Consider the following 25,162-nt stretch of genomic DNA (forward strand, 5'->3'; position numbering starts at 1 on the left):
TAGGGTTCTCGGGTTGCGAGCCCCGGCATTCAAACCTGACATCGAGGCAAGGCGGAAGACCCCATTTCGATGGTTGCCTCGGGCTATGACCCGTCGATCATGGTCCTGGCGCGCCCCGTCTGGGTTCTTTGGGTTTACTTGAGGTTTAGAAGTGATTTACGCGACACTTCCCCAGCCTTCGTCGGAACACCCCCAACGGCGGGCCGCCGGGCTCCGCCGTGCCACACTCGTCCCATGCGCGTGTACCTCGGATCCGACCATGCCGGCTTTGAGCTCAAGAACCACCTGGTGGACTGGCTCAAGAACAACGGCCACGAGCCCGTCGACTGCGGGCCCCACATCTACGACGCGGTGGACGACTACCCGCCGTTCTGCCTGCGCGCCGCGGAGAAGACCGCCGCGGACGCCGACAGCCTCGGCATCGTGATTGGTGGCTCCGGCAACGGCGAGCAGATCGCCGCGAACAAGGTCAAGGGCGTCCGCGCCATCCTCGCCTGGAGCGTGGAGACCGCGAAGCTCGGCCGCGAGCACAACAACGCCAACGTCATCTCGGTCGGCGGCCGGATGCACACGCAGGACGAAGCCGTCTCCTTCATCGAGGCCTTCCTGGCGACCCCGTACTCCGGCGAGGAGCGCCACACCCGCCGCATCGAGATGCTCTCCGCCTACGAGCGGACCGGCGAACTGCCCCCCATCCCGGCGCACCACCCCCAGGGCTGACCCACACCTCCGCCGTGCCACCGGGACCCCCGGCGGCACGGCGGTTTCGTCCCCCGACGACCGCCGAGGAGCGCCGCCGTGCCCGAGGGGCATACGATCCACCGCCTCGCCCAGGACCACATCGAGCGCTTCGCCGCGCGCCCCGTCCGGGTCAGCAGCCCGCAGGGCCGCTTCGCCGACAGCGCGGCCCTGCTCGACGGCCGCGAACTGGAGAGCGCCGAGGCGCACGGCAAACACCTCTTCCTGGAACTCGGCGACGCCTGGATCCACATCCACCTCGGCCTGTTCGGCAAGCTCGGCTTCGGCCCCGCCCCGGCGCCCCCGGCCACCGACACCGTCCGGCTGCGCCTGCTCAACGCCGACCACTACGCCGACCTGCGCGGCCCGACCGCCTGCGCCCTGATCGGCGAGGGCGAGAAGAAGGCGATACACGACCGGCTCGGCCCGGACCCGCTGCGCCCGGGCGACGACCCCGACCGGGCCTGGCGGCGCGTCTCCCGCTCTCGCACCACCGTCGCCGCGCTGCTCATGGACCAGAAGGTGATCGCCGGCGTCGGCAACGTCTACCGCGCCGAGGTCCTCTTCCGGCACGGCATCGACCCGTACCGGCTCGGCAGGGACCTCACGCGCGCCGAATGGGACGCGCTCTGGGCCGACCTCGTCCTGCTGATGCGCGAGGGCGTGCGGAACAACCGCATCGACACCGTCCGCGAAGAGCACCTGCCCGAGGCGATGGGCCGCCCGCCCCGCGTCGACGACCACGGGGGCGAGGTGTACGTCTACCGCCGGGCGAACATGCCCTGCCACATCTGCGGGGACGAGATCCGCACCGCCGGTCTCGCCGCCCGCAACCTCTTCTGGTGCCCGGGCTGCCAGCGGCGCTAGACCCTGCCGGGGCCGCGAGCACCCGGACCGCCTAGAACCCGTGCGGCAGCCAGGGGGCCACGTCCCCGGCGAAGGCCCGGGAGGCCTCCGTCAGCGCGCCCGCGCGCAGCTCCCGCACCCGCCCCGCGGCGGCGAGCGAGGTGAGGGTGATGCCGCCCAGGTAGGCGGAGCCCAGCTCCCGTACGGACAGCTCCAGATCGGCCGGGTCCGCGGTCCGGACGCAGCGGGCCTCCCCCTTCGCGTCGGCGCTCAGCCGCCACCTGCCCTCGTTCCACGGGCAGAACGTGTCCTCGACCTCCACGACCACGTCCAGCGGCGCCCCGTACGTCCGCGCCTCCAGCGCCGCCGGCAGGTCCACGAGCCGGACGTGCAGTGAGTCGCGCGTCATCGGCCGGGCCCGCCGGACGTCGCTGATCAGGTGCAGGACCGGATCGTCCACCGGCCGCTTGGTCGCCCGTACCGACCAGGTCAGGTCGATCTCGAACAGGTAGCGCCACAGCGCCGCCTCGGCCGCGGGATCCAGGGCGTCCAGGTCGCTCAGCAGGACCTTGCCCTCCGAACCGGTCAGGTCCCAGTCCGCCTTGACCCGGTAGCGGGCGTACCCCACCACCGCGCCGTCCTCCCGCTCCGCGACCACGCACTTCAGCGGGGAGCCGCCCGCGCGCATCGAGGGCGGATCCAGCAGTGCCAGCCGCTCCCAGAGCGGCTGCCGGGCGGTCATCCCGGGCCGCCGGGACACCAGCTCCGCGTACACCCGCTCGCACTCGGGCAGGGCCTTCTCCGGGTCCACCAGCCGCAGCCGGACCTCGTCCGTCCCCGGAGGCACGGACAGCCGTACGCGGGTGGTGTCGATGTCCACCGCCAGGGAGTACGTACCGGTGCCGTAGCCGAACCGGCCGTAGATCGCGGGCTCCGATGCCGTCAGCACGGCGAGCGGTTCACCACCCGCCCGGAAGTCGTCCATCTGGCGGCGCATCAGCGAGGTCAGCACCCCGCGGCGGCGGTGCGTCGGCGCGACGCCGACCATCGTCACTCCGGCCGCGGGCACCAGCGCGCCGCCCGGAACGCAGAGGCGGAAGCTGAACGCACCCGCCGAACCGACACAGGTGTCCCCGTCCCAGACGGCCAGGGAACGTTCGTGTTCGGTCAGAGACTTGTAAAGGTCGCGTTCCTCGGAGGACTCGGGCACACCACCGAAGGCCAGTTCCAGGTGGTCGTACCAGACATCCCACTCGTCAGCCTGCAATACGCGCGTTTCAAGGGCCATACGGCCATCCCTATCAGGGCATTCCGTCCCAGTCGAAGTGTTTTCGAGCGGCGGAGGGACCCCGGTCCGGGGGTACCCCTGCACACGCACAGCCAGGATCGATAGGGTCCCGGTGCAATGGCCGGAGCACGCGTGGAGACGCTCATGGCCCGGACACGCATGCTGTGGCACCGGGCACGCAGCTCCCTGCGCAAATCCGCCGTCGACTACTTCCGCGGCGACGCCTCCGACTGGCTCGCCTTCGCCGGGCTGCTGCTGACCGTACCCGCCATCGCCTGCGGCACCCTGATGCTGCCGGTCTGGTTCTCGCCCTCCGCCCTCGTCCTGCCCATCGTGGCGGGCGGCCTGCTGCTGCGGCCCGCCAGCCTGCTCGGCCTGTACGCCGCCTCCGCGGCCGCCCTGATCGTCGAGGCCCTCGTCCTCGGGCCTTATACCCAGGGGCCGGCCCGGGTCACCCCCGGCACGGTCCTGGTCGTGGCCGCCTGCGGGTTCTTCGGCCTGGTCATCGCCCAGTTCCGCAGCCGCGTCGGGGTGCCCTGGAGACGCGGCGGCACCATGCTCTTCGACCTCCGCGAACGCATCCGGGTCCAGAGCAAGCTGCCCGGCCTGCCGCGCGGCTGGCACCGCGAGATGGCGCTGCGCCCGGCCGGCGGGCAGTCCTTCTCCGGCGACTTCGTCGTCGCGGCCCGGACGGGCGGCGGCCGGACCCTGGAGGTCGTCCTCACCGACGTCTCCGGCAAGGGCATGGAAGCCGGCTCCCGCGCCCTCCTGCTGTCCGGGGCGTTCGGCGGACTGCTCGGCGCGCTGCCCCCGCACGGCTTCCTGCCCGCCGCCAACGGCTACCTGCTCCGCCAGGACTGGGACGAGGGCTTCGCCACCTCCATCCACCTCGTCCTGGACCTGGAGACCGGCGACTACGAACTCCTCTCCGCCGGACACCTCCCCGCCCTCCAGCTCTCGGCGGGCACCGGACGCTGGCAGGAGAAGACCGGCGAGGGCCCGCTGCTCGGCGTCTACGACGGCGCCGAATTCCGGCCCGCGCGCGGAAACCTCCGCCCCGGCGACGTCCTGATGCTGTTCACCGACGGCCTCGTCGAGACCGCCGACCGCGACATCAGCGAGGGCATCGACCGCCTCACCGGCGAAGCCGACCGCTACGTCGCCGCCGGCTGGGAGGGCGCGGCCTGGCACCTGATCGAGAAGGTGGCCAAGGACGTCAACGACGACCGCGCGCTCCTCCTCATCCGCCGCTCGCCCTGAGGCCCTGACACCGCCCCGCCGGACGGGTCGTACTGGTCGAACTAGTCGAACCGGATGTGCCGGACGCCGACCAGCGCGCGCCGGATCCGGCCCCGCAGCGGGGAGTCCGTGTCCGGGGCCAGCTCCAGCCCGGCGCCGGCCGCGACCTGGTCGGCCACCTGCGACACGGTCAGCCCGTCCGTGGCCAGCCGCTCCGCGAACTCCGGCGCGCGCAGCGCCTCCAGACACCCGTCGAGCCGGGACACCGCGAAGCCCTCCCGCTTCAGCCCCCGGCCGAGCCCGCGCTCGCTCAGCCGCCGCAGCACCGTCTCCCGCCGCGCCAGCAGTGCGAAATGCCGTACGTCGTGACCGCGCTCGCGCAGCCGCCCCACGGTCTGCGCGAAATAGGCCGGCTCCGTGACCGTCATCGGCACCAGCACCACGCCCGGATGGCTCCGCGCGGCCAGCTCCAGCACCTCGAACACTCCCTGGCGCCAGGCCGGGAGGTCCTGGAAGTCGCCGCGCAGCGCGGGCGGCGTCATCCGGTGCAGCCCGAACCCGACGTGCTCCGGGTCGCACACCACGCTCCCCGGCAGCCGCCTGAGCAGCTCGTGGGCGGTCTGCGTCTTGCCGCCCCCGAACGGCCCGTTGAGCCAGACGATCACCGCGTCTCCCGCTCGATCCAGGGCCCGTACCCGAGCCTGCCGGTGTTCCCGAGGTCGACCGGCTGCGTCAGCCGCAGCCGCACCCTCGGCGCGCCCGGGCGGGGGACGACCTCGATCTCCCAGCCCTCCACCGCCGGGACCGTCACGTCCGTGACCGTGTTCCGCCACACCATGGAGAACGTCGCCTCGGCCCCGGGCCGGAGCGTCATCTTCCGCGGGGCCGCCTCCACGCCCGTCACCGAGGTGGTGACCCCGTTCGTCCCGGTGGCCGCCGAGACCTCGACGGGCGCGCCCTGCCGGTCCAGCACGCGCAGCTCCGGGTAGCCGTCCAGTACGTACGGTTCCGTACCGCAGTTGACCAGCGCGAGCGAGGCCAGCCGGAGCCCCATCGCGGCGTCCCCGCCGGCCTCGCGCAGCCGCACGCCGCCTTCCGGGCACGGCTGCGCCTCGGGCTGCGAGGGCCGCTCGGGCTGCGACGGCCGGGCGGGCTGCGGCGGCCGGGCCGGCCGGGAGGCCGACGGCGCCCGGACCGGAGCCGTCGGCCCCGGCGCCGCCTCCGGCGGGGGCGGCACCTCGCACCCCGCCAACGCCCCCACGGCGATCACGCCCCCGACCAGTCCCCGCACCCACCGCTTCGCGATCATCCGTAGACCCTACGACCGGCCCCGCCACCGCGGGCCACTCACCCCGGATTGGCCCGCCCGCCGCCCCGGCCCGGGCCCTACCGTGCCCCCATGGACCGCACGCTCGCCGCCGACCTCGCCCGGCTCCCCGAACTCCTCGAAGCCACCCGCCGCGCCGCCGCCGACGCCCTCGCGACGCTGGACACCCGGCCCGTCCTCGCGGCGGACGGCGCCGCACCGCACGGCCCCGCGCCGCTGCCCGAGCCGCTCCCCGAGGACGGCTCCGGCGCGGACGCCGCCCTCGCCGCCTTCCGCGACCGCTGGGAGCCCCGCCTGTCGGCCTCCGCCGGACCCCGCTACCTCGGCTTCGTCACCGGCGGAGCCACCCCCGCCGCCCTCGCCGGGGACTGGCTCACCGCCGCCCACGACCAGAACTCCAACTCCGCCCTGGACGGCGCCGGCCAAGACCTCGAACGCGAGACCGTCGGCTGGCTCCGGGAGCTCTTCGGGCTCTCCGACGCCCACACCGGCACCTTCGTCAGCGGCGCCACCATGTCCAACACCACCGGCCTCGCCATCGCCCGCGAATGGCTCGGCGAGCGCCTTGGAGTCTCCCCCGGCGAGGACGGCGCGGCCGCGCTCGGCCCCGTCCGGGTCCTCTCCGGCGCACCCCACTCCTCCATCGCCAAGGCCCTCTCCGTCCTCGGCCTCGGCCGCAGCTCCCTCGTCCCCGTCCCCACCCTCCCCGGCCGCGAGGCCGTCGACCCCGCCGCCCTCGACCGGGCCCTCGCCGACAGCCCCGGCCCGGCCGTCGTCGTCGCCAACGCCGGCACCGTCAACACCGTCGACTTCGACGACCTCCGCGCCGTCGCCGCGCTCAAGGAGCGCCACGACTTCTGGCTGCACACCGACGCCGCCTTCGGCGCCTTCGCCGCGCTCTCCCCGGAGCACGCCCACCTCACCGCCGGACTCGACGCCGCCGACTCCCTCTGCGTCGACCTGCACAAGTGGCTCAACGTCCCGTACGACAGCGCCGTCCAGTTCACCCGCCGCCAGGACCTCCAGGCCCGCGTCTTCCAGAACTCCGCCGCCTACCTGGGCCCCCTCGGCAGCCACCCCGACCTGGTCCACCTCACCCCCGAGAACTCCCACCGGCTGCGCGCCCTCGCCGCCTGGTTCACGCTCCGCGCGTACGGCCGCCGGGGCCACCGGGAGATCGTCGAGCGCGACATCGCCTGCGCCCGGGCGCTCGGCGCGGAACTGGCCGGGGACCCGGCCTTCCGCCTCCTCGCCCCGGTCCGGCTGAACGTCGTCTGCTTCACCCTCGCCGACGACCCCGCCCCGGCCCGGCTCGCGGCGCTGCGGGAGGCCGCCGCCGCGGAGGTGTTCGTGACCCCGACCGTCCTGGCGGGAACCCCGGCCCTGCGCGCGGCGTTCTCCAACTGGCGCACCACGCACGAGGATGTGCGCCGGGCCGCGCAGGCCCTTCGAACGGCGGCGAGGGAGATCGCATGACGAGCAGCCACCTGACCCTCATGGAGGTCGAAGCCCTCGCCCGCTCGGCGCACGAGGGGCAGACCGACAAGGCCGGCCGGCCCTACGCCGAGCACCTCGCGGCCGTCGCCGAGGGCGTCCGCGTCCGCGGCGGCAGCGCCGAACAGCAGGCGGCGGCCTGGCTCCACGACGCCATCGAGGACGACGCGCTCACCCCGGCCTGGCTCGCCGGCGCCGCCCTCCCGCAGCCCGTCAAGGAGATGGTGCTGGCGCTCACCAAGCGCCCGGGCGAGCCCGTCGAGCAGTACACGGCCCGCATCCTCGCCACCCCGGGCGCCCGCCTGGTCAAGGAGGCCGACCTCGCGCACAACGCCGACCCGGCGCGGCTGTCCGTGCTCGACGGCCCGACGCGGGAGCGGCTGTCCGCGAAGTACGCGTATGTCCGCTCCCTCCTCGGCCTCACCGCGCCGTGACGGCCGCCACCGGGCCCGAAACATGCCCGGTGCGGATGCCGCTGGCGCAAACGTGACGATGCCGATTCGTCACGGGGCGGATACCCAGGGCTCGTTGGTGGGAGGATGGTCCATGTGGGGGCGTACGTGGCCGTACGCCCCGGGCCGACCAGGGGACGACCGAAGGTGTGATCAGTAGTGGCCATTTCGCTGTCAGTGGTGGTTCTGTTGGCGGTCATCCTGGTGGTGCTGATCCGCGGCAAACACCTCAAGGCCGGCCCCGCGATCATCGCGGTCCTCTTCGGCTTCTTCCTCGCGTCCAGCTCCATCGCCCCGGACGTCAACCGCTTCCTGAACTCCCTCGCGGACACCATCGCGGGCATCAAGCTCTAAGCCCAGCGCCGTCAAGCGGCTCACGCGTTCGCGGCACACCACGGCGCGCCCCGGAGCGCGGGAGAGTCGTCGAGCCCGAAGTGCTCCGTGGTCCGGAGGGCGTTGGGCCGGGCGCCGTGCTCGTCTTCGCTTGCTGGGAATGACGAAGGGCCAGGTAGAGGAGATGTCCTCTGACCTGGCCCTTTGTGCTTCAGAGCGGGTGACGGGAATCGAACCCGCGTAGCTAGTTTGGAAGACTAGTGCTCTACCATTGAGCTACACCCGCAACGCGCGCGCCGCAGGTCAAGGACCGCGGCACAGGCAGCATCCTAACTGGTCACGCGGGGAAAGTGCACACCACGTCCACCGGGCCGGAGCGCGGAGCCGCGTACGCGCCCGCGCGGGCGCCCACGCGCGGTCCCGGGGAATCCGCGCGCGCCCACGGCATGTCGGAGGGCGTTCGGGCATGTACCCTACGTGTCGCACCGACGGGGTGTGGCGCAGCTTGGTAGCGCGTCCGCTTTGGGAGCGGAAGGTCGTCGGTTCGAATCCGGCCACCCCGACCACCAGCACGCTCATCACGAAGATCGCGTTGTGGGCTGATTGCCGCTTGCGGTTACTATGCAAGCTGCGTGCCCGTGTGTCTGATGTACCGGGCCCGATCCGCTGAACCGCTGAATCGCAGCGTGACGGCAGAACCCCCAGCAGTCAGCCACAAGGAGACCGAACCGTGAAGAGCGCCGTGGAGACCCTGAACCCGACTCGGGTTCGGCTCACTGTTGAGGTGCCCTTCGAGGAGCTCAAGGACAGCCTCGACGCGGCGTACAAGAAGATCAACCAGCAGGTCACGGTGAAGGGCTTCCGCAAGGGCAAGATCCCTGCCCGCGTCATCGACCAGCGCTTCGGCCGCGGTGCGGTGCTGGAGGAGGCCGTCAACGACGCCCTCCCGAAGTTCTACACCGAGGCGGTCAACGAGGCCGACCTGAACCCGCTGGGCCAGCCCGAGGTGGACATCACGGAGCTGAAGGACGGCGAACTGCTGGCCTTCACCGCCGAGGTCGACGTCCGCCCCGAGATCGAGATCCCGGACTACTCCGGCATCGAGGTCGAGGTCGACGCCATCGAGGTCTCCGAGGAGGACGTCGAGAAGTCGGTCGAGCAGCTGCGCGGTCGCTTCGCGTCCACCAAGGACGTCGAGCGCGCCGCCACCGAGGGTGACGTCGTCACCCTCGACCTGGAGGCCAAGGTCGACGGCGAGGTGCTGCCCGACGGCGTCGCCTCCGACGTCTCGTACACCATTGGCTCGGGCGAGCTCCTCGACGGCATCGACGAGGCCGTCAAGGGCCTGGAGGCCGGTGGCGAGGCCACCTTCACCTCCCAGCTGAAGGGCGGCTCCGCCGAGGGCAAGGACGCCGAGGTCACCGTCAAGGTCACCAAGGTCTCCGCCCGTGAGCTGCCGGAGCTGGACGACGAGTTCGCGCAGATGGCGAGCGAGTTCGACACCCTCGAGGAGCTCAAGGCCGACAGCCGTACCCGCCTCGAGAACATGAAGCAGTACGACCAGGCCACGCAGGCCCAGGAGCGCGTCCTGGAGAAGCTGCTGGAGCTCGTCGAGGTCCCGATCCCCGAGAAGCTCCTCGCGGACGAGGTCCAGACCCGCAAGCACAACCTGGAGCACCACCAGCTCGGCCAGATGGGCCTGACCATCGAGAAGTACCTGGAGTTCCAGGGCAAGACGGTCGAGGAGTTCGACGCCGAGACCTCCGAGCAGGCGATCAAGGGCATCAAGACCCAGTTCGTCCTCGACGCGCTGGTCAACAAGGAGAAGCTGGGCGTCAACCAGGAGGAGCTCACCGAGCACCTCATGCGCCGTGCCCAGTCCTCCGGCATGTCCCCCGACCAGTTCGCCCAGGCCGTCGTCGAGGGCGGCCAGGTCCCGATGCTGGTCGGCGAGGTCGCGCGCGGCAAGGCCCTCGCGGTCGTCGTGGAGGCCGCCAAGGTCACCGACACCAACGGTGAGGTCGTCGACCTCTCCGACGACGAGGACGAGGCCGAGGTCAAGGGCGACGAGGCCAAGTAACACCCCGGGCGAGAGCCCACCCAGCAGTGCCCCGAGGGGCCCGTACGCAGCCGCGTCCGGGCCCTTCGGCATTGGTGCGCGAAGGGCTCCGGAGCTTGCGCTCCGAGCGAACAGTTCGGGAAGCGGGATGGCGTTGTCCGACCTGCGCGTTAGGGTCCATGAATACGAGGGCACGGGAGTATCCGAAGCCGGCGGACATCGTCCGCACGGTTGGTCCGCGCCCCAGAACGAGACGCTGAGACGGCATGTGGCCGTCGGAGACGAGCAGGTGGATACGTGACGAATCTGAAGCCTTACGCCGCGGGTGAGCCGTCCATCGGTGGCGGCCTCGGCGACCATGTCTACAACCGGCTGCTCGGCGAGCGGATCATCTTCCTCGGCCAGCAGGTCGACGACGACATCGCGAACAAGATCACCGCCCAGCTCCTGCTCCTGGCCGCCGAGCCGGAGAAGGACATCTACCTGTACATCAACAGCCCCGGTGGTTCGGTGACGGCGGGCATGGCGGTCTACGACACCATGCAGTACATCCCGAACGACGTCGTCACCATCGGCATGGGCATGGCCGCCTCCATGGGTCAGTTCCTGCTCACCGGTGGCGCCAAGGGCAAGCGCTTCGCCCTGCCGAACACCGACATCCTGATGCACCAGGGTTCCGCGGGTATCGGCGGTACCGCCTCGGACATCAAGATCCAGGCCCAGTACCTGCTGCGCACCAAGCAGCGCATGGCCGAGATCACCGCGTTCCACTCGGGCCAGACCGTCGAGGCGATCATCCGCGACGGTGACCGCGACCGCTGGTTCACCTCCGAGGAGGCCAAGGACTACGGCCTCATCGACGAGATCATCTCGGCCGCGTCCAACGTTCCGGGCGGCGGCGGCACCGGGGCCTGATCCCCGGACCCACCGTCAGTACCCCGCAGCCGACAGCCCGCAGAACGCCACCAGGATGGTGAACACCCAGATGCACATGAACAACCTCTCTCCCGCGAGCGGCCTCTACACCGGCCCTCAGGTGGACAACCGCTACGTGATCCCGCGCTTCGTCGAGCGCACCTCGCAGGGCGTGCGCGAGTACGACCCGTACGCGAAGCTCTTCGAGGAGCGCATCATCTTCCTCGGCGTGCAGATCGACGACGCCTCGGCGAACGACGTCATGGCGCAGCTGCTGTGCCTGGAGTCGATGGACCCGGACCGCGACATCTCGATCTACATCAACAGCCCCGGTGGCTCGTTCACCGCGCTGACGGCGATCTACGACACGATGCAGTTCGTGAAGCCGGACATCTCGACGGTCTGCATGGGCCAGGCGGCCTCCGCCGCCGCCGTCCTGCTCGCCGCCGGCACCCCCGGCAAGCGTCTGGCCCTGCCGAACGCCCGCGTGCTGATCCACCAGCCGTCCGGCGGCACCGGCCGTGAGCAGCTCTCCGACCTGGAGATCGCGGCCAACGAGATCCTGCGCATGCGCGACCAGCTGGAGACCATGCTGGCCAAGCACTCGACGACGCCGATCGAGAAGATCCGCGACGACATCGAGCGCGACAAGATCCTCACTGCCGAGGACGCGCTCGCGTACGGCCTGGTCGACCAGGTCGTGTCCACCCGAAAGATGAACGCGGCCTGATCCTTGCCGCCAGTTGACGTGGGTCCGCCGCCGGATTCGGCGATGTGAACCACGTCAAGGGGGCCCCGCACGGGGCCCCCGGCAAGGTACCGTCGGATATGAGGCACCAGGAGTCGCTGAACCAGGCGGCTCCCAGGCGAAGGGGAAGCACCTCGTGGCACGCATCGGTGACGGCGGCGACCTGCTCAAGTGCTCGTTCTGCGGAAAGAGCCAGAAGCAGGTGAAGAAGCTCATCGCAGGACCCGGTGTGTACATCTGCGACGAGTGCATCGACCTCTGCAACGAGATCATCGAGGAGGAGCTCGCCGAGACCTCCGAGGTCCGGTGGGAGGAACTCCCCAAGCCTCGTGAGATCTACGAGTTCCTGGAGAGCTACGTCGTCGGCCAGGAGCCGGCGAAGAAGGCGCTCTCGGTAGCGGTGTACAACCACTACAAGCGGGTCCAGGCCGGCGAGAACGGCGGCGCGCAGGGCCGGGACGACGCGATCGAGCTCGCGAAGTCCAACATCCTGCTGCTGGGTCCGACGGGCTCCGGCAAGACCCTGCTGGCGCAGACGCTCGCGCGCATGCTCAACGTCCCGTTCGCCATCGCCGACGCGACGGCGCTGACGGAGGCGGGGTACGTCGGCGAGGACGTCGAGAACATCCTGCTGAAGCTGATCCAGGCCGCTGACTACGACGTCAAGAAGGCCGAGACCGGCATCATCTACATCGACGAGATCGACAAGGTCGCCCGCAAGAGCGAGAACCCGTCGATCACGCGCGACGTCAGCGGCGAGGGCGTGCAGCAGGCCCTGCTGAAGATCCTGGAAGGCACGACGGCCTCGGTCCCCCCGCAGGGCGGACGCAAGCACCCGCACCAGGAGTTCATCCAGATCGACACGACGAACGTGCTCTTCATCGTGGGCGGCGCCTTCGCCGGCCTGGAGAAGATCATCGAGTCGCGCGCGGGCGCCAAGGGGATCGGTTTCGCGGCGACGATCCGCTCCAAGCGCGAGATCGAGGCGAGCAACCAGTTCCAGGAGGTCATGCCGGAGGACCTGGTGAAGTTCGGGATGATCCCCGAGTTCATCGGCCGTCTTCCCGTCATCACCTCGGTGCACAACCTGGACCGCGAGGCCCTGCTCCAGATCCTGATCGAGCCGCGCAACGCGCTGGTGAAGCAGTACCAGCGCCTCTTCGAACTCGACGGCGTCGAGCTGGACTTCGAGCGCGAGGCCCTCGAAGCGATCGCGGACCAGGCGATCCTCCGCCAGACGGGCGCGCGCGGTCTGCGCGCCATCATGGAAGAGGTCCTGATGTCGGTGATGTACGAGGTCCCGTCCCGCAAGGACGTGGCCCGCGTGGTCATCACCGCCGATGTGGTCCGCTCCAACGTCAACCCGACGCTGGTGCCCCGCATCGTCCCGAAGGACCAGGGCCCGCAGGAGAAGTCGGCGTAGCCAGCAGGCAGTACGCGAAAGGGGCGCCCCCTCCGGGGCGCCCCTTTCGCGTTTCGGACGACTTCGACCTTCAATCGGCCAAAGGTTCGATTTACCTGGCGGGGTGGCCGCTAGCCGATCAGTTTTGTCTCGACACCAATCGCTAAATGGAGGGGACGAGACATGAAGCTGAAGCGTGCCGTGGGAGCCCTCACGGTGGCTTTCGCCGCCATCGCGCTGCCGCTCGTGGTTGCTTCACCTGCGTCGGCCGATCAGGGTGATTGCCAGTTCTATTTGATCGACAGGGGCTACAGGGTTGGCCCGAAGGTGGTGTCTGCCTGTAAGGAGGGTGCCGAGGCCTGGGGTCCCACACGCTGGCCCCTTTGCTACTACGGCTTGGTCAATATCGGGGTGAGGCAGGAAGACGCGGCAGGGGCGTGCACCGCTGCAGGATGGTAGTGGTCTGACTGCGGCCGGCCTGCACGGAGACGAACGTCCGTGCAGGCCGCTGGCGATATCAGGCCTTGACGCGGGCGGTGCTGTAGAGCTTGGCGTTCAGGTCGGCCGCGTCCGTCAGGGTGTAGCCCTTGCCGCCACCGGTCAGCATCTTGGCCACATCGACGGCCGTGACCATGCCCATGGTGCTGTAGTCGGTCCAGATGCACATCGGCATCGTGATCTCCTTCGGCGCCAGCGGGTTCGTGGAGGCCTTCTTCGGAGTCAGCTTCACCTCCTGGCACTTCATCAGTGCGCCCTTGAACCCGGAGGGCTTGAAGGTCTCGGGGCTGCCGATGAACTGGACTTCGTTGTCCTTGCCGGACTTCAGGGCGGAGGCCTTCATGAGGTTGAAGGAGGCGTCCAGAGTCTTCGCCGGATCGGCGATCTCGCCGTAGAAGCCCGAGAAACTGAGGGCCTTGCCCTCCAGGGGCTTCGCCTTGTCGCTGATCTCGTACCCCTGGGTGAGCTTCTGGGGGTTCTTGATGCCGATGGCCTCGGTCTCCTTCTTCTCCTCCGCATCCATGGTCGTCTCAGCGGGCTTGGTGCTCTTCTTGAAGTCGTTCACCGTCTCCGGCGCGACCAGCTTGTAGCCCTTGGTGTCCGCGGAGACGCTGCCGCCCGCGCCGCCGCCCTTGGTGAAGTACCAGCCGGCGCCCGCGACCACGGCCACCGCCACGACGACCCCGATGACGACGCCGGCCTTCGACTTCTTCGGGGGCTGCTGGCCCGGCATGCCGTACGGGGGCTGCTGCTGTTGCTGCGGGAAGCCGTAGCCCGGCTGCGGGGGCTGCTGGGGGTAGCCCGGCTGGGGAGGCTGCTGGGGGTAGCCCTGCGGGGGCTGCTGCGGGTACCCGTAGCCGGGCTGCGGCGCCTGCGGCGGCTGCCCGTACGGTCCGGGCTGGCCTCCGTAGGGCCCCGGCTGCTGCGGCTGCTGGCCTCCGTACGGTCCCGGCTGGTTGTAGCTCATGCCCGCGTCCCCCTTCAGGAATCCTTATGCGTTTCAGACATCCTGACTGAAGCCGGAGCGGGAGAGGCCGCCGGGCCCCCTGATTACCGGTTTCATGACTGGACTGTTACGGCCCTAAACTGTGCTCCGTGACCGAGAACGCGCAGACACCCAGTGCCCCCAACTCCGAACTGCCGACCCAGTACGCGCCGGCCGAGGTAGAGGGGAAGCTCTACGAGCGTTGGGTAGAGCGTGGCTACTTCGAGGCGGACGAGAAGAGCGACAAGGCTCCGTACACCATCGTCATCCCGCCGCCGAACGTCACGGGAAGCCTCCACCTGGGGCACGCCTTCGAGCACACGCTGATCGACGCCCTCACCCGCCGCAAGCGCATGCAGGGCTTCGAGACGCTGTGGCAGCCGGGCATGGACCACGCCGGCATCGCCACGCAGAACGTCGTCGAGCGCGAGCTCGCCAAGGAGGGCAAGTCCCGCCACGACCTGGGCCGTGAGGCGTTCGTCGAGCGCGTCTGGCAGTGGAAGGGCGAGTCCGGCGGCCAGATCTCCGGGCAGATGCGCCGCCTCGGCGACGGAGTCGACTGGTCGCGCGAGCGCTTCACCATGGACGAGGGCCTGTCCGAGGCCGTCCAGACCATCTTCAAGAAGCTCTACGACGACGAGCTGATCTACCGCGCCGAGCGCATCATCAACTGGTGCCCGCGCTGCCTGACCGCGATCTCCGACATCGAGGTCGAGTACCAGGACGACGACGGCGAGCTCGTCTCCATCCGCTACGGGGAGGGGGACGCGTCCATCGTCGTCGCGACGACCCGCGCCGAGACGATGCTGGGTGACACGGCCGTCGCTGTCCACCCCGAGGACGAGCGCTACCGGCACCTCGTCGGCACCGAGATCGAGCTGCCGCTCACCGGCCGCCGCATCCCGGTCGTCGCCGACGAGCACGTCGACCCCGAGTTCGGCACCGGCGCCGTCAAGGTGACCCCGGCGCACGACCCGAACGACTTCGAGATCGGCCAGCGCCACGGCCTGCCGAGCCTCGCCGTCATGGACGAGCACGCCGTCATCACCGTCCACGGCCCCTTCCAGGGCCTGGACCGGCTGGAGGCCCGCTCCGCCATCGTCGCCGCGCTGCGCGCCGAGGGCCGGATCGTCGCCGAGAAGCGTCCGTACTCGCACTCCGTCGGCCACTGCTCGCGCTGCAAGACCACCGTCGAGCCGCGGCTGTCCATGCAGTGGTGGGTCAAGGTCGGCCCGCTCGCCGAGGCCGCCGGTGACGCGGTCCGCGACGGCCGGGTCAAGATCCACCCGCAGGAGATGGAGAAGCGCTACTTCGACTGGGTCGACAACCTCCACGACTGGTGCATCTCGCGCCAGCTGTGGTGGGGCCACCGCATCCCGGTCTGGTACGGCCCGAACGGCGAGATCGTCTGCGTCGGACCCGACGAGCAGCCGCCGACGGGCGAGGGCTGGCACCAGGACACGGACGTCCTGGACACCTGGTTCTCCTCCGGCCTCTGGCCGTTCTCCACGCTCGGCTGGCCGCGGCAGACCGAGAGCCTCGCGAAGTTCTACCCGAACTCCGTCCTGGTCACCGGCTACGACATCCTCTTCTTCTGGGTCGCCCGGATGATGATGTTCGGCCTGTACGCGATGGACGGCACCCCGCCGTTCCACACCATCGCCCTGCACGGCATGGTCCGCGACGAGCGCGGCAAGAAGATGTCGAAGTCCTTCGGCAACGCCGTCAACCCGATCGACTGGATGGACAAGTACGGCTCCGACGCCGTCCGCTTCACCCTGGCCCGCGGCGCCAACCCGGGCATCGACGTCCCGATCGGCGAGGACTGGGTCCAGGCCTCCAGCAAGTTCGCCAACAAGATCTGGAACGCCACGCGCTTCGCGCTGATGAACGGCGCCACGATCGAGGGCGACCTGCCGCCGGTCGAGCAGCTGTCGGCGACCGACCGCTGGATCCTCTCGCGCCTGAACAAGACCGTGGCCGAGGTCGACGCGTACTACGACGACTACCAGTTCTCGAAGCTGTCGGACTCCCTCTACCACTTCGCGTGGGACGAGGTCTTCGACTGGTACGTCGAGCTGTCGAAGACGACCTTCTTCGCGGGCGGCGAGCCGGCCAGGGCCTCCGCCCGGGTCCTCGGCGAGGTCCTGGACGTCATGCTGCGCCTGCTGCACCCGGTGGTCCCCTTCGTCACCGAGACGCTGTGGACCACGCTGACCGGCGGCGAGTCCCTCGTGATCGCCGACTGGCCGAAGGACAGCGGCTTCCGCGACGCGGCCGCCGAGGCCGAGATCGAGGGCGTCCAGACCCTGGTCCGTGAGGTCCGCCGGTTCCGCAAGGAGCAGGACCTCGACGACAAGCAGAAGGTCCCGGCCCGCCTGGACCTCTCCGCGACCACGCTCGGCGCGCACGAGGCCGCCATCCGTCAGGTGCTGCGCCTGCAGCCGGAGGGCGACGAGTTCAGCGCCACCGCCACGCTCCCGTTCGGCGGCGCCACCGTCTCGCTCGACCTGTCGGGCACCATCGACATCCCGGCGGAGCGCAAGCGGCTGGGCAAGGACCTGGCTGCCGCCGAGAAGGAGAAGCAGCAGGCCGAGGCGAAGCTGGCGAACGAGGCGTTCATCGCCAAGGCGCCCGACAACGTCGTGGACAAGATCAAGGGCCGGCTGGCCAAGGCCGAAGCGGACATCGCCCGTCTGACGGCCCAGCTGGACGCGCTGCCCGCCGCCTAGCGCGCAGCGCCCCGTATGCCGTCGGCCCCCGAGCGAACCGCTCGGGGGCCGACGGCGTTCCAGCGCGGCCGGCCCCGTACCCGCGAGGCAAGCGGAGTGCGGTATGTCACTTTTTATCCGTCCGTCGGCCCGGGCGCTCACGGGGGTCGAGCACGGATGATGGAGGGCATGCACGTCAAGCCCGCCGCCTCGGCGCTCCACCGTGTCTCGGCGGCCGGCCGCCGCCTCGGTGAGAGCTGGTCCGGGTCGCCACGGGCGCTTGACGTCCTCACGGCGCTGAGCTGCCTCGCGCTGATGGCGCTCGACCTGCCCGGCCTCGCCGCCGCCGACAACTCCCTCAACGGTCCGAGCGCCGCCGCCGTACTCGCCGTGGGCTGTACGAGCCTGCTGGCGCGGCGCCGGAGGCCGTGGATCGCGTACGCCGTGTCCCTGCTCTTCATCGGGTGGCTGCACGAGCTGACGCTGATCCAGTTCGCCCTGTACTCGGTCGGCCGCTTCCGGGGGCGCCGGGCCGGCGTCCTCGCCACCGTCGGTTACGTGGCCTTCGCGCTGGCCATGTTCAGCGTGCCGGGCTGGCCCGAGCCCGCGGGCGCGAGCCTCAGCTCCTTCCTCAGCCTGGTCGTGCCCATCGGGGTGCTCGCCTCCGCCGTCGGCATCGCCGCGTACCGGCACGACCTGGTGCGCGAACTCGACGTCCGGCGTGCCGAGTCCGCCGTGCTCCAGGCCGTCCAGCAGGAGCGCACCTCGGTCGCGCGGGACGTCCACGACTTCGTCGGGCGGGAGCTGACCCTGCTCACGGTGCGCTCCGAGGTGCTGTCGGTGCGCTCGCGGGAGACGGCGCATGCGAAGGACTTCGAGGAGCTCGCCGACACCGCGCGGCGGGCGCACCTGGTGCTGAACGAGATCATCGTGCAGCGCGGGGAGCGGACCTCGACCCCCGGCGTGGACGGGCTGGCGGCGCTCGCGGAGGAGAGCGGACGGGCCGGCTCGCCGGTCCGGCTGGTGATGGCCCCCGAGGCGCGCGGGCTGTCGCCGCTGCGGCAGGCGGCGGTCTACCGGGTGGTCCAGGAGTGCCTCACCAACGCGGCCAAGCACGCCCACGGGGAGACCATCGAGGTGACCATCGCCGCGGACGGGCCCCGGCTGCGGATCACCGTCAGCAACGGCCTCGCCGCCCGCGTCCCGGGCCGGGTCCCCGGCCGCGCCCCCGTCTCGGCAGGCTCGGGCACGGCGAGCATGGCCGAACGCGTCCGCAGTCTGGGCGGCACCCTGACGACCACGCGCACGCCGGACTCGTACTCCGTGGTGGCGGTGCTGCCGCGCGGCTAGGCCTTCGCCGGCGCCAGCAGGCTGCCGAGGGTGTCCAGGTCCTCCACGCACCGGCCCGAGCCCAGCGCCACGCAGTCCAGCGGGGAGTCCGCCACGAAGACCGGGATGCGCGTCGCCGAGGCCATCCGCAGGTCCAGGCCCGGGAGCAGCGCGCCGCCGCCCGTCAGGACGATGCCGTGTTCCATCACGTCGCCGGACAGCTCCGGCGGGCACTCCTCCAGCGTGGCGCGCACCGCCGCGATGATCGCCTCGACCTGCTCGTCGAGCGCGGCCCGGACGTCCGCCGTGGTCAGCTGGAGCGTCTTCGGCATGCCGCCGACCCGCTCGCGGCCGCGCACGGTGAACGTCCGCGTCTCCAGCTCCGGCCGGTCCGGCACCGGCCAGGCCGAGCCGATCCCGATCTTGACGTCCTCGGCGGTGCGCTCGCCGATGAGCAGGCCGTGTTCCTTGCGCACGTAGTCCGTGATCGCGGAGTCCAGCCGGTCTCCGCCGACCCGCAGGGAGCGCGAGGTGACGATGCCGCCCAGCGAGATGACGGCGACCTCGGAGGTGCCGCCGCCGATGTCCACGACCATGGAGCCGCGCGGTTCGGCCACCGGCAGTCCGGCGCCGATCGCGGCCGCCATCGGTTCCTCGATCAGGTGCACGCTCTTCGCCCCGGCCCGGGTGGAGGCGTGGACGATGGCCCGCCGCTCCACCGGGGTCACCCCGGACGGCACGCAGATCACCATCCGGGTACGGGTCCGCCGTCCCGGGACGGCCTTGCGCACGAAGTGCCGGATCATCTCCTCGGCGGCCTCGTAGTCGCAGATCACCCCGTCCTTGAGCGGGCGGATCGCGGTGATGGAGCCGGGGGTGCGGCCGATGGTCTCCTTGGCCTCGGCGCCCACGGCCAGCGCCGTGGTGGTCCCCGCCCTGACGGCCACCACGGACGGCTCGTTGAGGACGATCCCGTGGCCCCGGGCGTAGACGAGGGTGTTGGCGGTCCCCAGGTCGATGCCTATGTCGCGGCTTGAAGCCGCCTTGTCGGGCCGTGTCTTTTCCCTGCGCGCCTGCGCCATTTGTTCCCCAATCTCCTGCCCGCAAGGCTTGCATAACGATCTGGTCGACCTCTGCGCCGAAGGTCCCGAAACGCCCGGGCCGAAAGTCCCGCCGGGCTTCGTCCGTAGACTGGCCCTGTGAGTGAGCAGCAGCCCGAGAGCAACGGCCCCGACGACCTCGGCGAGAGCCCCGACGCGTTCGACCGGATCGTGGCGGAAGAATCCGACCGAGACCCCGACCTGGCGGTGATCGAGGCCGGCAGCCGCACCCTGCGCGCACACGGCGGAGCCCCGCAGACCGACCAGGTGCCCGCCCGCCCCGCCGACCCGGAGGTGGACAAGGCCCTGCGCGAGGTGGAGGAGGAGCTCGCCTCCCGCTGGGGCGAGACCAAGCTGGAGCCGTCCGTCTCCCGCATCGCCGCCCTGATGGACGTACTGGGGGAGCCGCAGCGCGCGTACCCCTCCATCCACATCACCGGCACCAACGGCAAGACCAGCACCGCCCGCATGATCGAGGCGCTGCTGAACGCCTTCGAGCTGCGCACCGGCCGCTACACCAGCCCGCACGTGCAGTCGGTCACCGAGCGGATCAGCCTCGACGGGGCGCCGATCAGCGCCGAGCGGTTCGTCGAGACCTACCACGACGTCAAGCCGTACGTGGAGATGGTCGACGCGGCCGAGGAGTACCGGCTGTCCTTCTTCGAGGTCCTCACCGGGATGGCGTACGCGGCCTTCGCGGACGCCCCGGTCGACGTGGCCGTCGTCGAGGTCGGCATGGGCGGGTCCTGGGACGCGACCAACGTGATCGACGGGACGGTCGCGGTGATCACCCCGATCAGCCTGGACCACACGGACCGGCTCGGCTCCACGCCCGGCGAGATCGCACAGGAGAAGGGCGGCGTCATCAAGCAGGACGCCACCGTGATCCTCGCGCAGCAGCCGGTGGACGCGGCGCAGGTGCTGCTGAAGAAGGCCGTCGAGGTCGACGCGACCGTGGCCCGCGAGGGCATGGAGTTCGGCGTGGTCTCCCGCGAGGTGGCGGTCGGCGGGCAGATGCTGACCCTGCGCGGCGTCGGCGGCGAGTACGACGGCATCTTCCTGCCGCTGTACGGCGCCCACATGGCGCGCAACGCGGCCGTGGCCCTGGCGGCCGTCGAGGCCTTCTTCGGCATCGGCGGGCAGCAGGCCCGGGTCCTGGACGCGGACACCGTGCGGCGGGCCTTCGCCTCGGCGACCTCGCCGGGCCGCATGGAGGTCGTCCGGCGCAGCCCCACCGTGGTGCTGGACGCCGCGCACAACCCGGCCGGGGCGCAGGTCACCGCGGAGGCGGTGACCGAGGCGTTCGGGTTCAGCCGGCTGATCGGGGTCGTGGCCGCGAGCGACGGCAAGGACGTCAAGGGCGTCTTCGAGGCGTTCGAGCCGATCCTCGCGGAGGTCGTCGTCACGGAGAACACCAGCCACCGGGCGATGAGCGCGGACGAGCTGGCCGCGATCGCGGTCGAGGTCTTCGGCCCGGACCGGGTCCAGGTGGAGCCGCGGCTGGACGACGCCCTGGAGGCGGCGATCACCCTGGCGGAGGAAGAGGCCGAGTACGGAGGGGCCGGGGTCCTGGTGACCGGCTCCGTGATCACGGTGGGCGAGGCCCGCCTGCTGCTGAAGAGGGGCTGAGGGATGCGCACGCTGTGTGCTTCGACGCTGATCGGCGAGTTCTTCGTGATCGGCTTCGCGGGGCTGGTCGCGATGAAGAACCCGGACCTGACCCAGGCGACGGTCTGGACGGTGTGCGGGATCGCGATGCTGCTGTCGGTGCTGCTGTGCGGGATGCTGTCGCGGCCGGGAGCGGTGCAGATCGGCTGGGCGCTCCAGATCGGGCTGATCATCAGCGGACTGGTCGTTCCGATGATGTTCGTCCTCGGCGCGGTCTTCGCCGGCCTGTGGTGGTGCTCGGTGCACTACGGCCGCCGCATCGACACGATCAAGGCCCGCTGGGCGGCGCAGAGCGAGGTGCAGGCCCCGGCCGAGGCCCGGCAGGCCTGAGGAGGGGCGGTACGGGGCGCTCCCGCCGGCCCGCGGGCTGCGGACGGTGGCGCCCCGGGGCCCCTGTAGATTCGTGGGACCGCACCCGTTTGCCGCAAGGAGCCGAAACATGACCCAGCGCACCCTCGTCATCCTCAAGCCGGACGCCGTCCGTCGCGGCCTGATCGGCGAGATCATCGGCCGGATCGAGCGCAAGGCCGGCTGGACTGTTCCCGCGATGGAGCTGCGTACGCTGGACCAGGAGACCCTGGAGACCCACTACGGCGAGCACAAGGGCAAGCCCTTCTACGAGCCCCTCATGGGCTTCATGGCGAGCGGTCCGGTCGTGGTCCTGGTCGTCGAAGGGGAACGCGTGATCGAGGGTGTCCGCCAGCTGGCCGGCCCCACCGACCCGATCGCCGCGGCGCCCGGCTCCATCCGGGGTGACTTCGGTTCCATCACCCGGGAGAACCTGATCCACGCCTCGGATTCCGAGGAGTCCGCCGAGCGCGAGCTGAAGCTGTTCTTCCCCACCCTCGGATGAGTCCTTCCTGACGAGACATCAGCCGAATAGCGCTCATGACCTGGGGCGACCGAAGTAATTTCGGTCGCCCTTCGGTATTCGGGCCCGCTTGCGGGAACGCATCGACAGGGCACGACGTCACCACTATGGGGGCGGGTATCCATTCCGGCGGGATTGCCGGAGTCCCGTCGCGCGCCGGCAGCACATGCGGCACTACGATGGGGCCTCCACCCACACACCCACCTCGCCGACCTGACAGCAGCCGCTATCAACTGGAAGGCCAGACGCTCCTCATGGGGAACAAGGGGAACAAAATGTCGTTCATCGGCCGTGACATGGCGATCGACCTCGGGACCGCCAACACGCTGGTGTACGTGAGGGGCCGGGGGATCGTCCTGAACGAGCCGTCCGTGGTCGCCATCAACACGAACACCGGTGGCATCCTGGCGGTCGGCTCGGAGGCGAAGAAGATGATCGGGCGCACGCCCGGCAACATCGTCGCCGTACGGCCCCTCAAGGACGGCGTGATCGCCGACTTCGAGATCACCGAGCGCATGCTCCGGTACTTCATCCTCAAGATCCACAAGCGCCGCTACCTGGCCCGCCCGCGCGTCGTGGTCTGCGTGCCCTCCGGCATCACGGGAGTGGAGCGACGCGCCGTGATCGAGGCGTCCACGCAGGCCGGCGCCCGCCAGGTGCACATCATCGAAGAGCCCATGGCCGCCGCCATCGGCTCGGGCCTGCCCGTCCACGAGGCCACCGGCAACATGGTCGTGGACATCGGCGGCGGCACCACCGAGGTCGCCGTCATCTCCCTCGGCGGAATCGTCACCGCGCAGTCCATCCGGGTCGCCGGCGACGAGCTGGACAACGCGATCATCCAGCACATCAAGAAGGAGTACTCGCTCCTCCTCGGCGAGCGCACCGCCGAGCAGATCAAGATCACGATCGGGTCGGCGTACGACCTCGACAAGGACGAGCACACCGAGATCCGCGGCCGCGACCTGGTCTCCGGGCTGCCCAAGACGGTCGTCATCTCGGCCGCCGAGGTGCGCAAGGCCATCGAGGAGCCGGTCAACGCCATCGTCGACGCGGTCAAGACCACCCTCGACAAGTGCCCGCCGGAGCTCTCCGGCGACATCATGGACCGCGGCATCGTCCTCACCGGCGGCGGAGCCCTGCTGCGCGGCCTGGACGAGCGGCTGCGCCGCGAGACCGGCATGCCGATCCACATCGCCGAGGATCCCCTCGACTCCGTGGCCCTCGGCTCCGGCAAGTGCGTGGAGGAGTTCGAGGCGCTCCAGCAGGTCCTGGACGCCCAGCCCCGGCGGTGATAGACCCCCCGTTCGGGGGGCATGCGGAACACAAGGATCCGCCGTACGGGTGCTACCGGGCCCGTGCGGCGGATCGTTGATATACAGGCACAGTCCGGTGGGGATCACGGCTCCACGGTCCACCGGAGCGGCTTCGCCGCACGGGTATCTACGAGGAAGGCACGGCCGCCGCACGTGAGGGACACACGAGAAAGCCGGCTGCTCCTGGTTCTTCTGATCGCCATCGCGTTCGCGCTGATCACGGTGGACATCAGAACGGGCGAGGATTCTCCGGTCGACGGTGCCCGGCAGGCCGCCGCGGCGGTCTTCGGCCCGGTCGAGGAGGGCGTCGCGACCGCGGTCGACCCGGTCGCCAACGCCATAGGGGCGGTACGGGACTCCGGTGAGCGCCACAACCGCATCGCCACGCTGACCCGCGAGAACGCGGCCCTGAAGGCCAAACTCGGCAGCGAGGACCAGACACGCAGCCGGATCCACGAGCTCGACGAGATGCTCAAGCGCGCCGGCGCCGGCCAGTACGGCATCAAGGGCGCCGAGGTCATCGCCATAGGAGCGGCCCAGGGCTTCTCCTGGACCGTGACCATCGACGCCGGCAGCAAGGACGGCATCGAGCGCGACATGACCGTCCTCAACGGCGACGGGCTCGTCGGCCGCGTCGCCACCGTCGGCCCGGACACCGCCACCGTGGTCCTCGCCAACGACCCCGACTTCACCGTCGGCACCCGCCTGGAGAAGACCGGCGAGCTGGGCTTCGCCACCGGCCAGGGCGACCGCGCCCTCTCCGTCCAGATGCTCAACGGCAAGGCGAAGATCAACCCCGGCGACCGGCTGCTCACCTTCGGGTCGCGCGGCAACAAGCCCTTCGTCCCCGGTGTCCCCATCGGCGAGGTGGTCAAGGTCGACCCCTCGCGCGGCGACCTGACCCGCACCGTCTGGGTCCGCCCGTTCGTCGGGTTCTCCCGCCTCGACATCGTCGGCGTCGTGGTCATGCCCCCGCGCGAGGACCCGCGCGACGCCGTGCTGCCCCCCAAGCCCGCACCGCCCAAGCCGACCCCGACGGTCACCGTCACGGTCACCCCGTCCGCGAGCGTGCCCGCCAAGCCGGCCGACGAGTAGGAGCTGACCGCCATGCGCTTCAACCGGATCCTGCTCTCGGCCACGCTGGTCGTGGTCGCCCTCGTCATCCAGGTCTCCGTCCTGGGCCGCCTCCAGCTGCCCGGCGCCGTACCCGACCTGGTGCTGCTGACCGTCGTCGCCCTCGCGCTGGTGTACGGGCACGTCAGCGGCGCCCTCATCGGCTTCGGCGCCGGTCTCCTCGCGGACCTGGCCCCGCCCGCCGACCACGCCGCCGGGCGCTACGCGCTCGTCCTGTGCCTCATCGGCTACCTCGTCGGCCTGGCCCGCCCCGACAGCGGGCGGTTCCGCTCCGCCTGGGGCCCGATGCTGACCGTCGTCGCCGCCGCGATCGGCTCCACCCTGCTGTACGCGGGAGTCGGCGCCCTCGTCGGCGACACCGCCGCCCGGCACGTGGGCCTGACCGGGCTGCTGTTCACGGCGACCCTGTACGACCTGCTGCTCGCCCCGTTCACGGTGCCGTTCATCATGGCCCTGGCGCGCCGCGCCGAGAACGACCCGATGGCCGTCGAGGCCAACGGCGGAGCACCGCAGGGCAAGGACGTGGCCTCCGGCTGGCTGGCCGGCGGCACCGGGCTGCGGATCGGCAGCCAGCGCGGCGGCCTGCGGATGCGTACCGCGCGCGGCCGCGCCAACCGGGCCGTACGCATAAAGGGTGTGAAGGGCGTCAAGAGTGTCAAGGGCGTCAAAGGCATCAAAGGCGTGAAGAGCGTCAAGAAGCCGTGACGGG

The 25,162-nt window shown here is 70.7% G+C and carries 24 protein-coding genes and 2 tRNA genes; 20 read left to right on the forward strand and 6 right to left on the reverse strand.

Going from position 1 to position 25,162, the window contains the following annotated elements; genetic code table 11:
* The first annotated feature begins 234 nt into the window (after window positions 1-234).
* Both IE248_RS20095 and IE248_RS20100 read left to right on the forward strand, forming a co-directional pair.
* Window positions 235-720, forward strand: a complete 486-nt coding sequence (locus tag IE248_RS20095) for a ribose-5-phosphate isomerase (RefSeq protein WP_008739020.1) — start codon at window positions 235-237, stop codon at window positions 718-720.
* 78 nt (window positions 721-798) lie between these two features.
* A complete protein-coding gene (locus IE248_RS20100) occupies window positions 799-1,605 on the forward strand; it encodes an Fpg/Nei family DNA glycosylase (RefSeq protein WP_190031306.1) in 807 nt (268 codons plus the stop codon).
* Window positions 1,606-1,636: 31 nt separating this feature from the next.
* Here the strand turns inward: IE248_RS20100 and IE248_RS20105 are convergent, their stop codons facing one another.
* The gene (locus IE248_RS20105) at window positions 1,637-2,872 is read right to left on the reverse strand and encodes a GNAT family N-acetyltransferase (protein WP_190031307.1); all 1,236 of its coding nucleotides are present in this window, start codon (window positions 2,870-2,872) and stop codon (window positions 1,637-1,639) included.
* Between the two features lie 117 nt (window positions 2,873-2,989).
* Between IE248_RS20105 and IE248_RS20110 the strand changes: the two genes are divergently transcribed.
* The gene (locus IE248_RS20110) at window positions 2,990-4,132 is read left to right on the forward strand and encodes a PP2C family protein-serine/threonine phosphatase (RefSeq protein WP_008739017.1); all 1,143 of its coding nucleotides are present in this window, start codon (window positions 2,990-2,992) and stop codon (window positions 4,130-4,132) included.
* A 41-nt stretch (window positions 4,133-4,173) separates the two neighbouring features.
* Here the strand turns inward: IE248_RS20110 and IE248_RS20115 are convergent, their stop codons facing one another.
* Window positions 4,174-4,776 carry an AAA family ATPase gene (locus tag IE248_RS20115; RefSeq protein WP_190031308.1) on the reverse strand — a complete coding sequence of 201 codons (603 nt, stop codon included), beginning with the start codon at window positions 4,774-4,776 and terminating at the stop codon, window positions 4,174-4,176.
* Window positions 4,773-5,420, reverse strand: a complete 648-nt coding sequence (locus tag IE248_RS20120; RefSeq protein WP_190031309.1) for a DUF4232 domain-containing protein — start codon at window positions 5,418-5,420, stop codon at window positions 4,773-4,775. Before IE248_RS20120 ends, IE248_RS20115 begins: the two co-directional genes overlap by 4 nt.
* Window positions 5,421-5,510: 90 nt before the next feature.
* Here IE248_RS20120 and IE248_RS20125 point away from each other — a divergent pair, with 90 nt between their 5' ends.
* The 3 genes from IE248_RS20125 to IE248_RS20135 all read left to right on the forward strand — a co-directional run bounded on the left by IE248_RS20125 (window position 5,511) and on the right by IE248_RS20135 (window position 7,738).
* Complete coding sequence (locus IE248_RS20125) at window positions 5,511-6,914, forward strand: pyridoxal phosphate-dependent decarboxylase family protein (protein WP_190031310.1); 1,404 nt, start codon at window positions 5,511-5,513, stop codon at window positions 6,912-6,914.
* Entirely contained in the window at window positions 6,911-7,366 is a 456-nt protein-coding gene (locus IE248_RS20130) for an HD domain-containing protein (RefSeq protein WP_100582513.1), read from the forward strand. The genes IE248_RS20125 and IE248_RS20130 overlap by 4 nt, the downstream gene beginning before the upstream one ends.
* A gap of 177 nt (window positions 7,367-7,543) precedes the next feature.
* Complete coding sequence (locus IE248_RS20135) at window positions 7,544-7,738, forward strand: hypothetical protein (RefSeq protein WP_008739008.1); 195 nt, start codon at window positions 7,544-7,546, stop codon at window positions 7,736-7,738.
* A gap of 194 nt (window positions 7,739-7,932) precedes the next feature.
* Here IE248_RS20135 and IE248_RS20140 read toward each other — a convergent pair.
* Window positions 7,933-8,003, reverse strand: a tRNA-Gly gene (locus IE248_RS20140).
* A gap of 203 nt (window positions 8,004-8,206) precedes the next feature.
* Here IE248_RS20140 and IE248_RS20145 point away from each other — a divergent pair.
* The 6 genes from IE248_RS20145 to IE248_RS20170 all read left to right on the forward strand — a co-directional run bounded on the left by IE248_RS20145 (window position 8,207) and on the right by IE248_RS20170 (window position 13,300).
* A tRNA-Pro gene (locus IE248_RS20145) sits at window positions 8,207-8,283 on the forward strand.
* 164 nt (window positions 8,284-8,447) lie between these two features.
* Window positions 8,448-9,797: a trigger factor gene (gene tig, locus IE248_RS20150; protein ID WP_190031311.1), complete on the forward strand. Its 1,350-nt coding sequence runs from the start codon at window positions 8,448-8,450 to the stop codon at window positions 9,795-9,797.
* Between the two features lie 276 nt (window positions 9,798-10,073).
* Window positions 10,074-10,691 (forward strand): ATP-dependent Clp protease proteolytic subunit, encoded by a 618-nt coding sequence (locus tag IE248_RS20155; RefSeq protein WP_030026957.1) that lies wholly within the window; start codon window positions 10,074-10,076, stop codon window positions 10,689-10,691.
* Window positions 10,692-10,746: 55 nt separating this feature from the next.
* The gene (locus IE248_RS20160) at window positions 10,747-11,421 is read left to right on the forward strand and encodes an ATP-dependent Clp protease proteolytic subunit (protein ID WP_008739000.1); all 675 of its coding nucleotides are present in this window, start codon (window positions 10,747-10,749) and stop codon (window positions 11,419-11,421) included.
* 154 nt (window positions 11,422-11,575) lie between these two features.
* Complete coding sequence (gene clpX / locus IE248_RS20165) at window positions 11,576-12,862, forward strand: ATP-dependent Clp protease ATP-binding subunit ClpX (protein ID WP_008738998.1); 1,287 nt, start codon at window positions 11,576-11,578, stop codon at window positions 12,860-12,862.
* A 162-nt stretch (window positions 12,863-13,024) separates the two neighbouring features.
* Entirely contained in the window at window positions 13,025-13,300 is a 276-nt protein-coding gene (locus tag IE248_RS20170) for a hypothetical protein (protein WP_190031312.1), read from the forward strand.
* 58 nt (window positions 13,301-13,358) lie between these two features.
* On the opposite strand, the gene IE248_RS20175 is transcribed toward IE248_RS20170, so the two are convergent.
* Window positions 13,359-14,306, reverse strand: a complete 948-nt coding sequence (locus tag IE248_RS20175) for a hypothetical protein (RefSeq protein ID WP_190031313.1) — start codon at window positions 14,304-14,306, stop codon at window positions 13,359-13,361.
* A 128-nt stretch (window positions 14,307-14,434) separates the two neighbouring features.
* Between IE248_RS20175 and IE248_RS20180 the strand changes: the two genes are divergently transcribed.
* A complete protein-coding gene (locus IE248_RS20180) occupies window positions 14,435-17,056 on the forward strand; it encodes a valine--tRNA ligase (protein WP_100582508.1) in 2,622 nt (873 codons plus the stop codon).
* A 168-nt stretch (window positions 17,057-17,224) separates the two neighbouring features.
* A complete protein-coding gene (locus tag IE248_RS20185) occupies window positions 17,225-18,385 on the forward strand; it encodes a sensor histidine kinase (RefSeq protein ID WP_190031314.1) in 1,161 nt (386 codons plus the stop codon).
* On the opposite strand, the gene IE248_RS20190 is transcribed toward IE248_RS20185, so the two are convergent.
* Entirely contained in the window at window positions 18,382-19,446 is a 1,065-nt protein-coding gene (locus IE248_RS20190; protein ID WP_073799445.1) for a rod shape-determining protein, read from the reverse strand. The two genes, IE248_RS20185 and IE248_RS20190, sit on opposite strands and share 4 nt — an antisense overlap.
* Before the next feature lie 117 nt (window positions 19,447-19,563).
* Here IE248_RS20190 and folC point away from each other — a divergent pair, with 117 nt between their 5' ends.
* From folC to mreD, 6 genes are all read left to right on the forward strand, one after another.
* On the forward strand, window positions 19,564-21,093 hold the full coding sequence (gene folC, locus IE248_RS20195) for a bifunctional tetrahydrofolate synthase/dihydrofolate synthase (protein WP_073773506.1): 1,530 nt from the start codon (window positions 19,564-19,566) through the stop codon (window positions 21,091-21,093).
* A 3-nt stretch (window positions 21,094-21,096) separates the two neighbouring features.
* On the forward strand, window positions 21,097-21,462 hold the full coding sequence (locus IE248_RS20200) for a DUF4233 domain-containing protein (protein ID WP_190031315.1): 366 nt from the start codon (window positions 21,097-21,099) through the stop codon (window positions 21,460-21,462).
* A gap of 109 nt (window positions 21,463-21,571) precedes the next feature.
* A complete protein-coding gene (gene ndk, locus IE248_RS20205; protein ID WP_190031316.1) occupies window positions 21,572-21,985 on the forward strand; it encodes a nucleoside-diphosphate kinase in 414 nt (137 codons plus the stop codon).
* A gap of 293 nt (window positions 21,986-22,278) precedes the next feature.
* On the forward strand, window positions 22,279-23,298 hold the full coding sequence (locus tag IE248_RS20210) for a rod shape-determining protein (protein WP_008738981.1): 1,020 nt from the start codon (window positions 22,279-22,281) through the stop codon (window positions 23,296-23,298).
* Between the two features lie 174 nt (window positions 23,299-23,472).
* A complete protein-coding gene (gene mreC / locus IE248_RS20215; protein ID WP_037791652.1) occupies window positions 23,473-24,414 on the forward strand; it encodes a rod shape-determining protein MreC in 942 nt (313 codons plus the stop codon).
* A 12-nt stretch (window positions 24,415-24,426) separates the two neighbouring features.
* Window positions 24,427-25,158, forward strand: coding sequence for a rod shape-determining protein MreD (gene mreD, locus IE248_RS20220; protein WP_008738977.1), 732 nt, complete (start codon window positions 24,427-24,429; stop codon window positions 25,156-25,158).
* Window positions 25,159-25,162: the final 4 nt, after the last annotated feature.

It is taken from the genome of Streptomyces goshikiensis (assembly GCF_014650555.1).
Lineage (GTDB): Bacteria > Actinomycetota > Actinomycetes > Streptomycetales > Streptomycetaceae > Streptomyces > Streptomyces goshikiensis.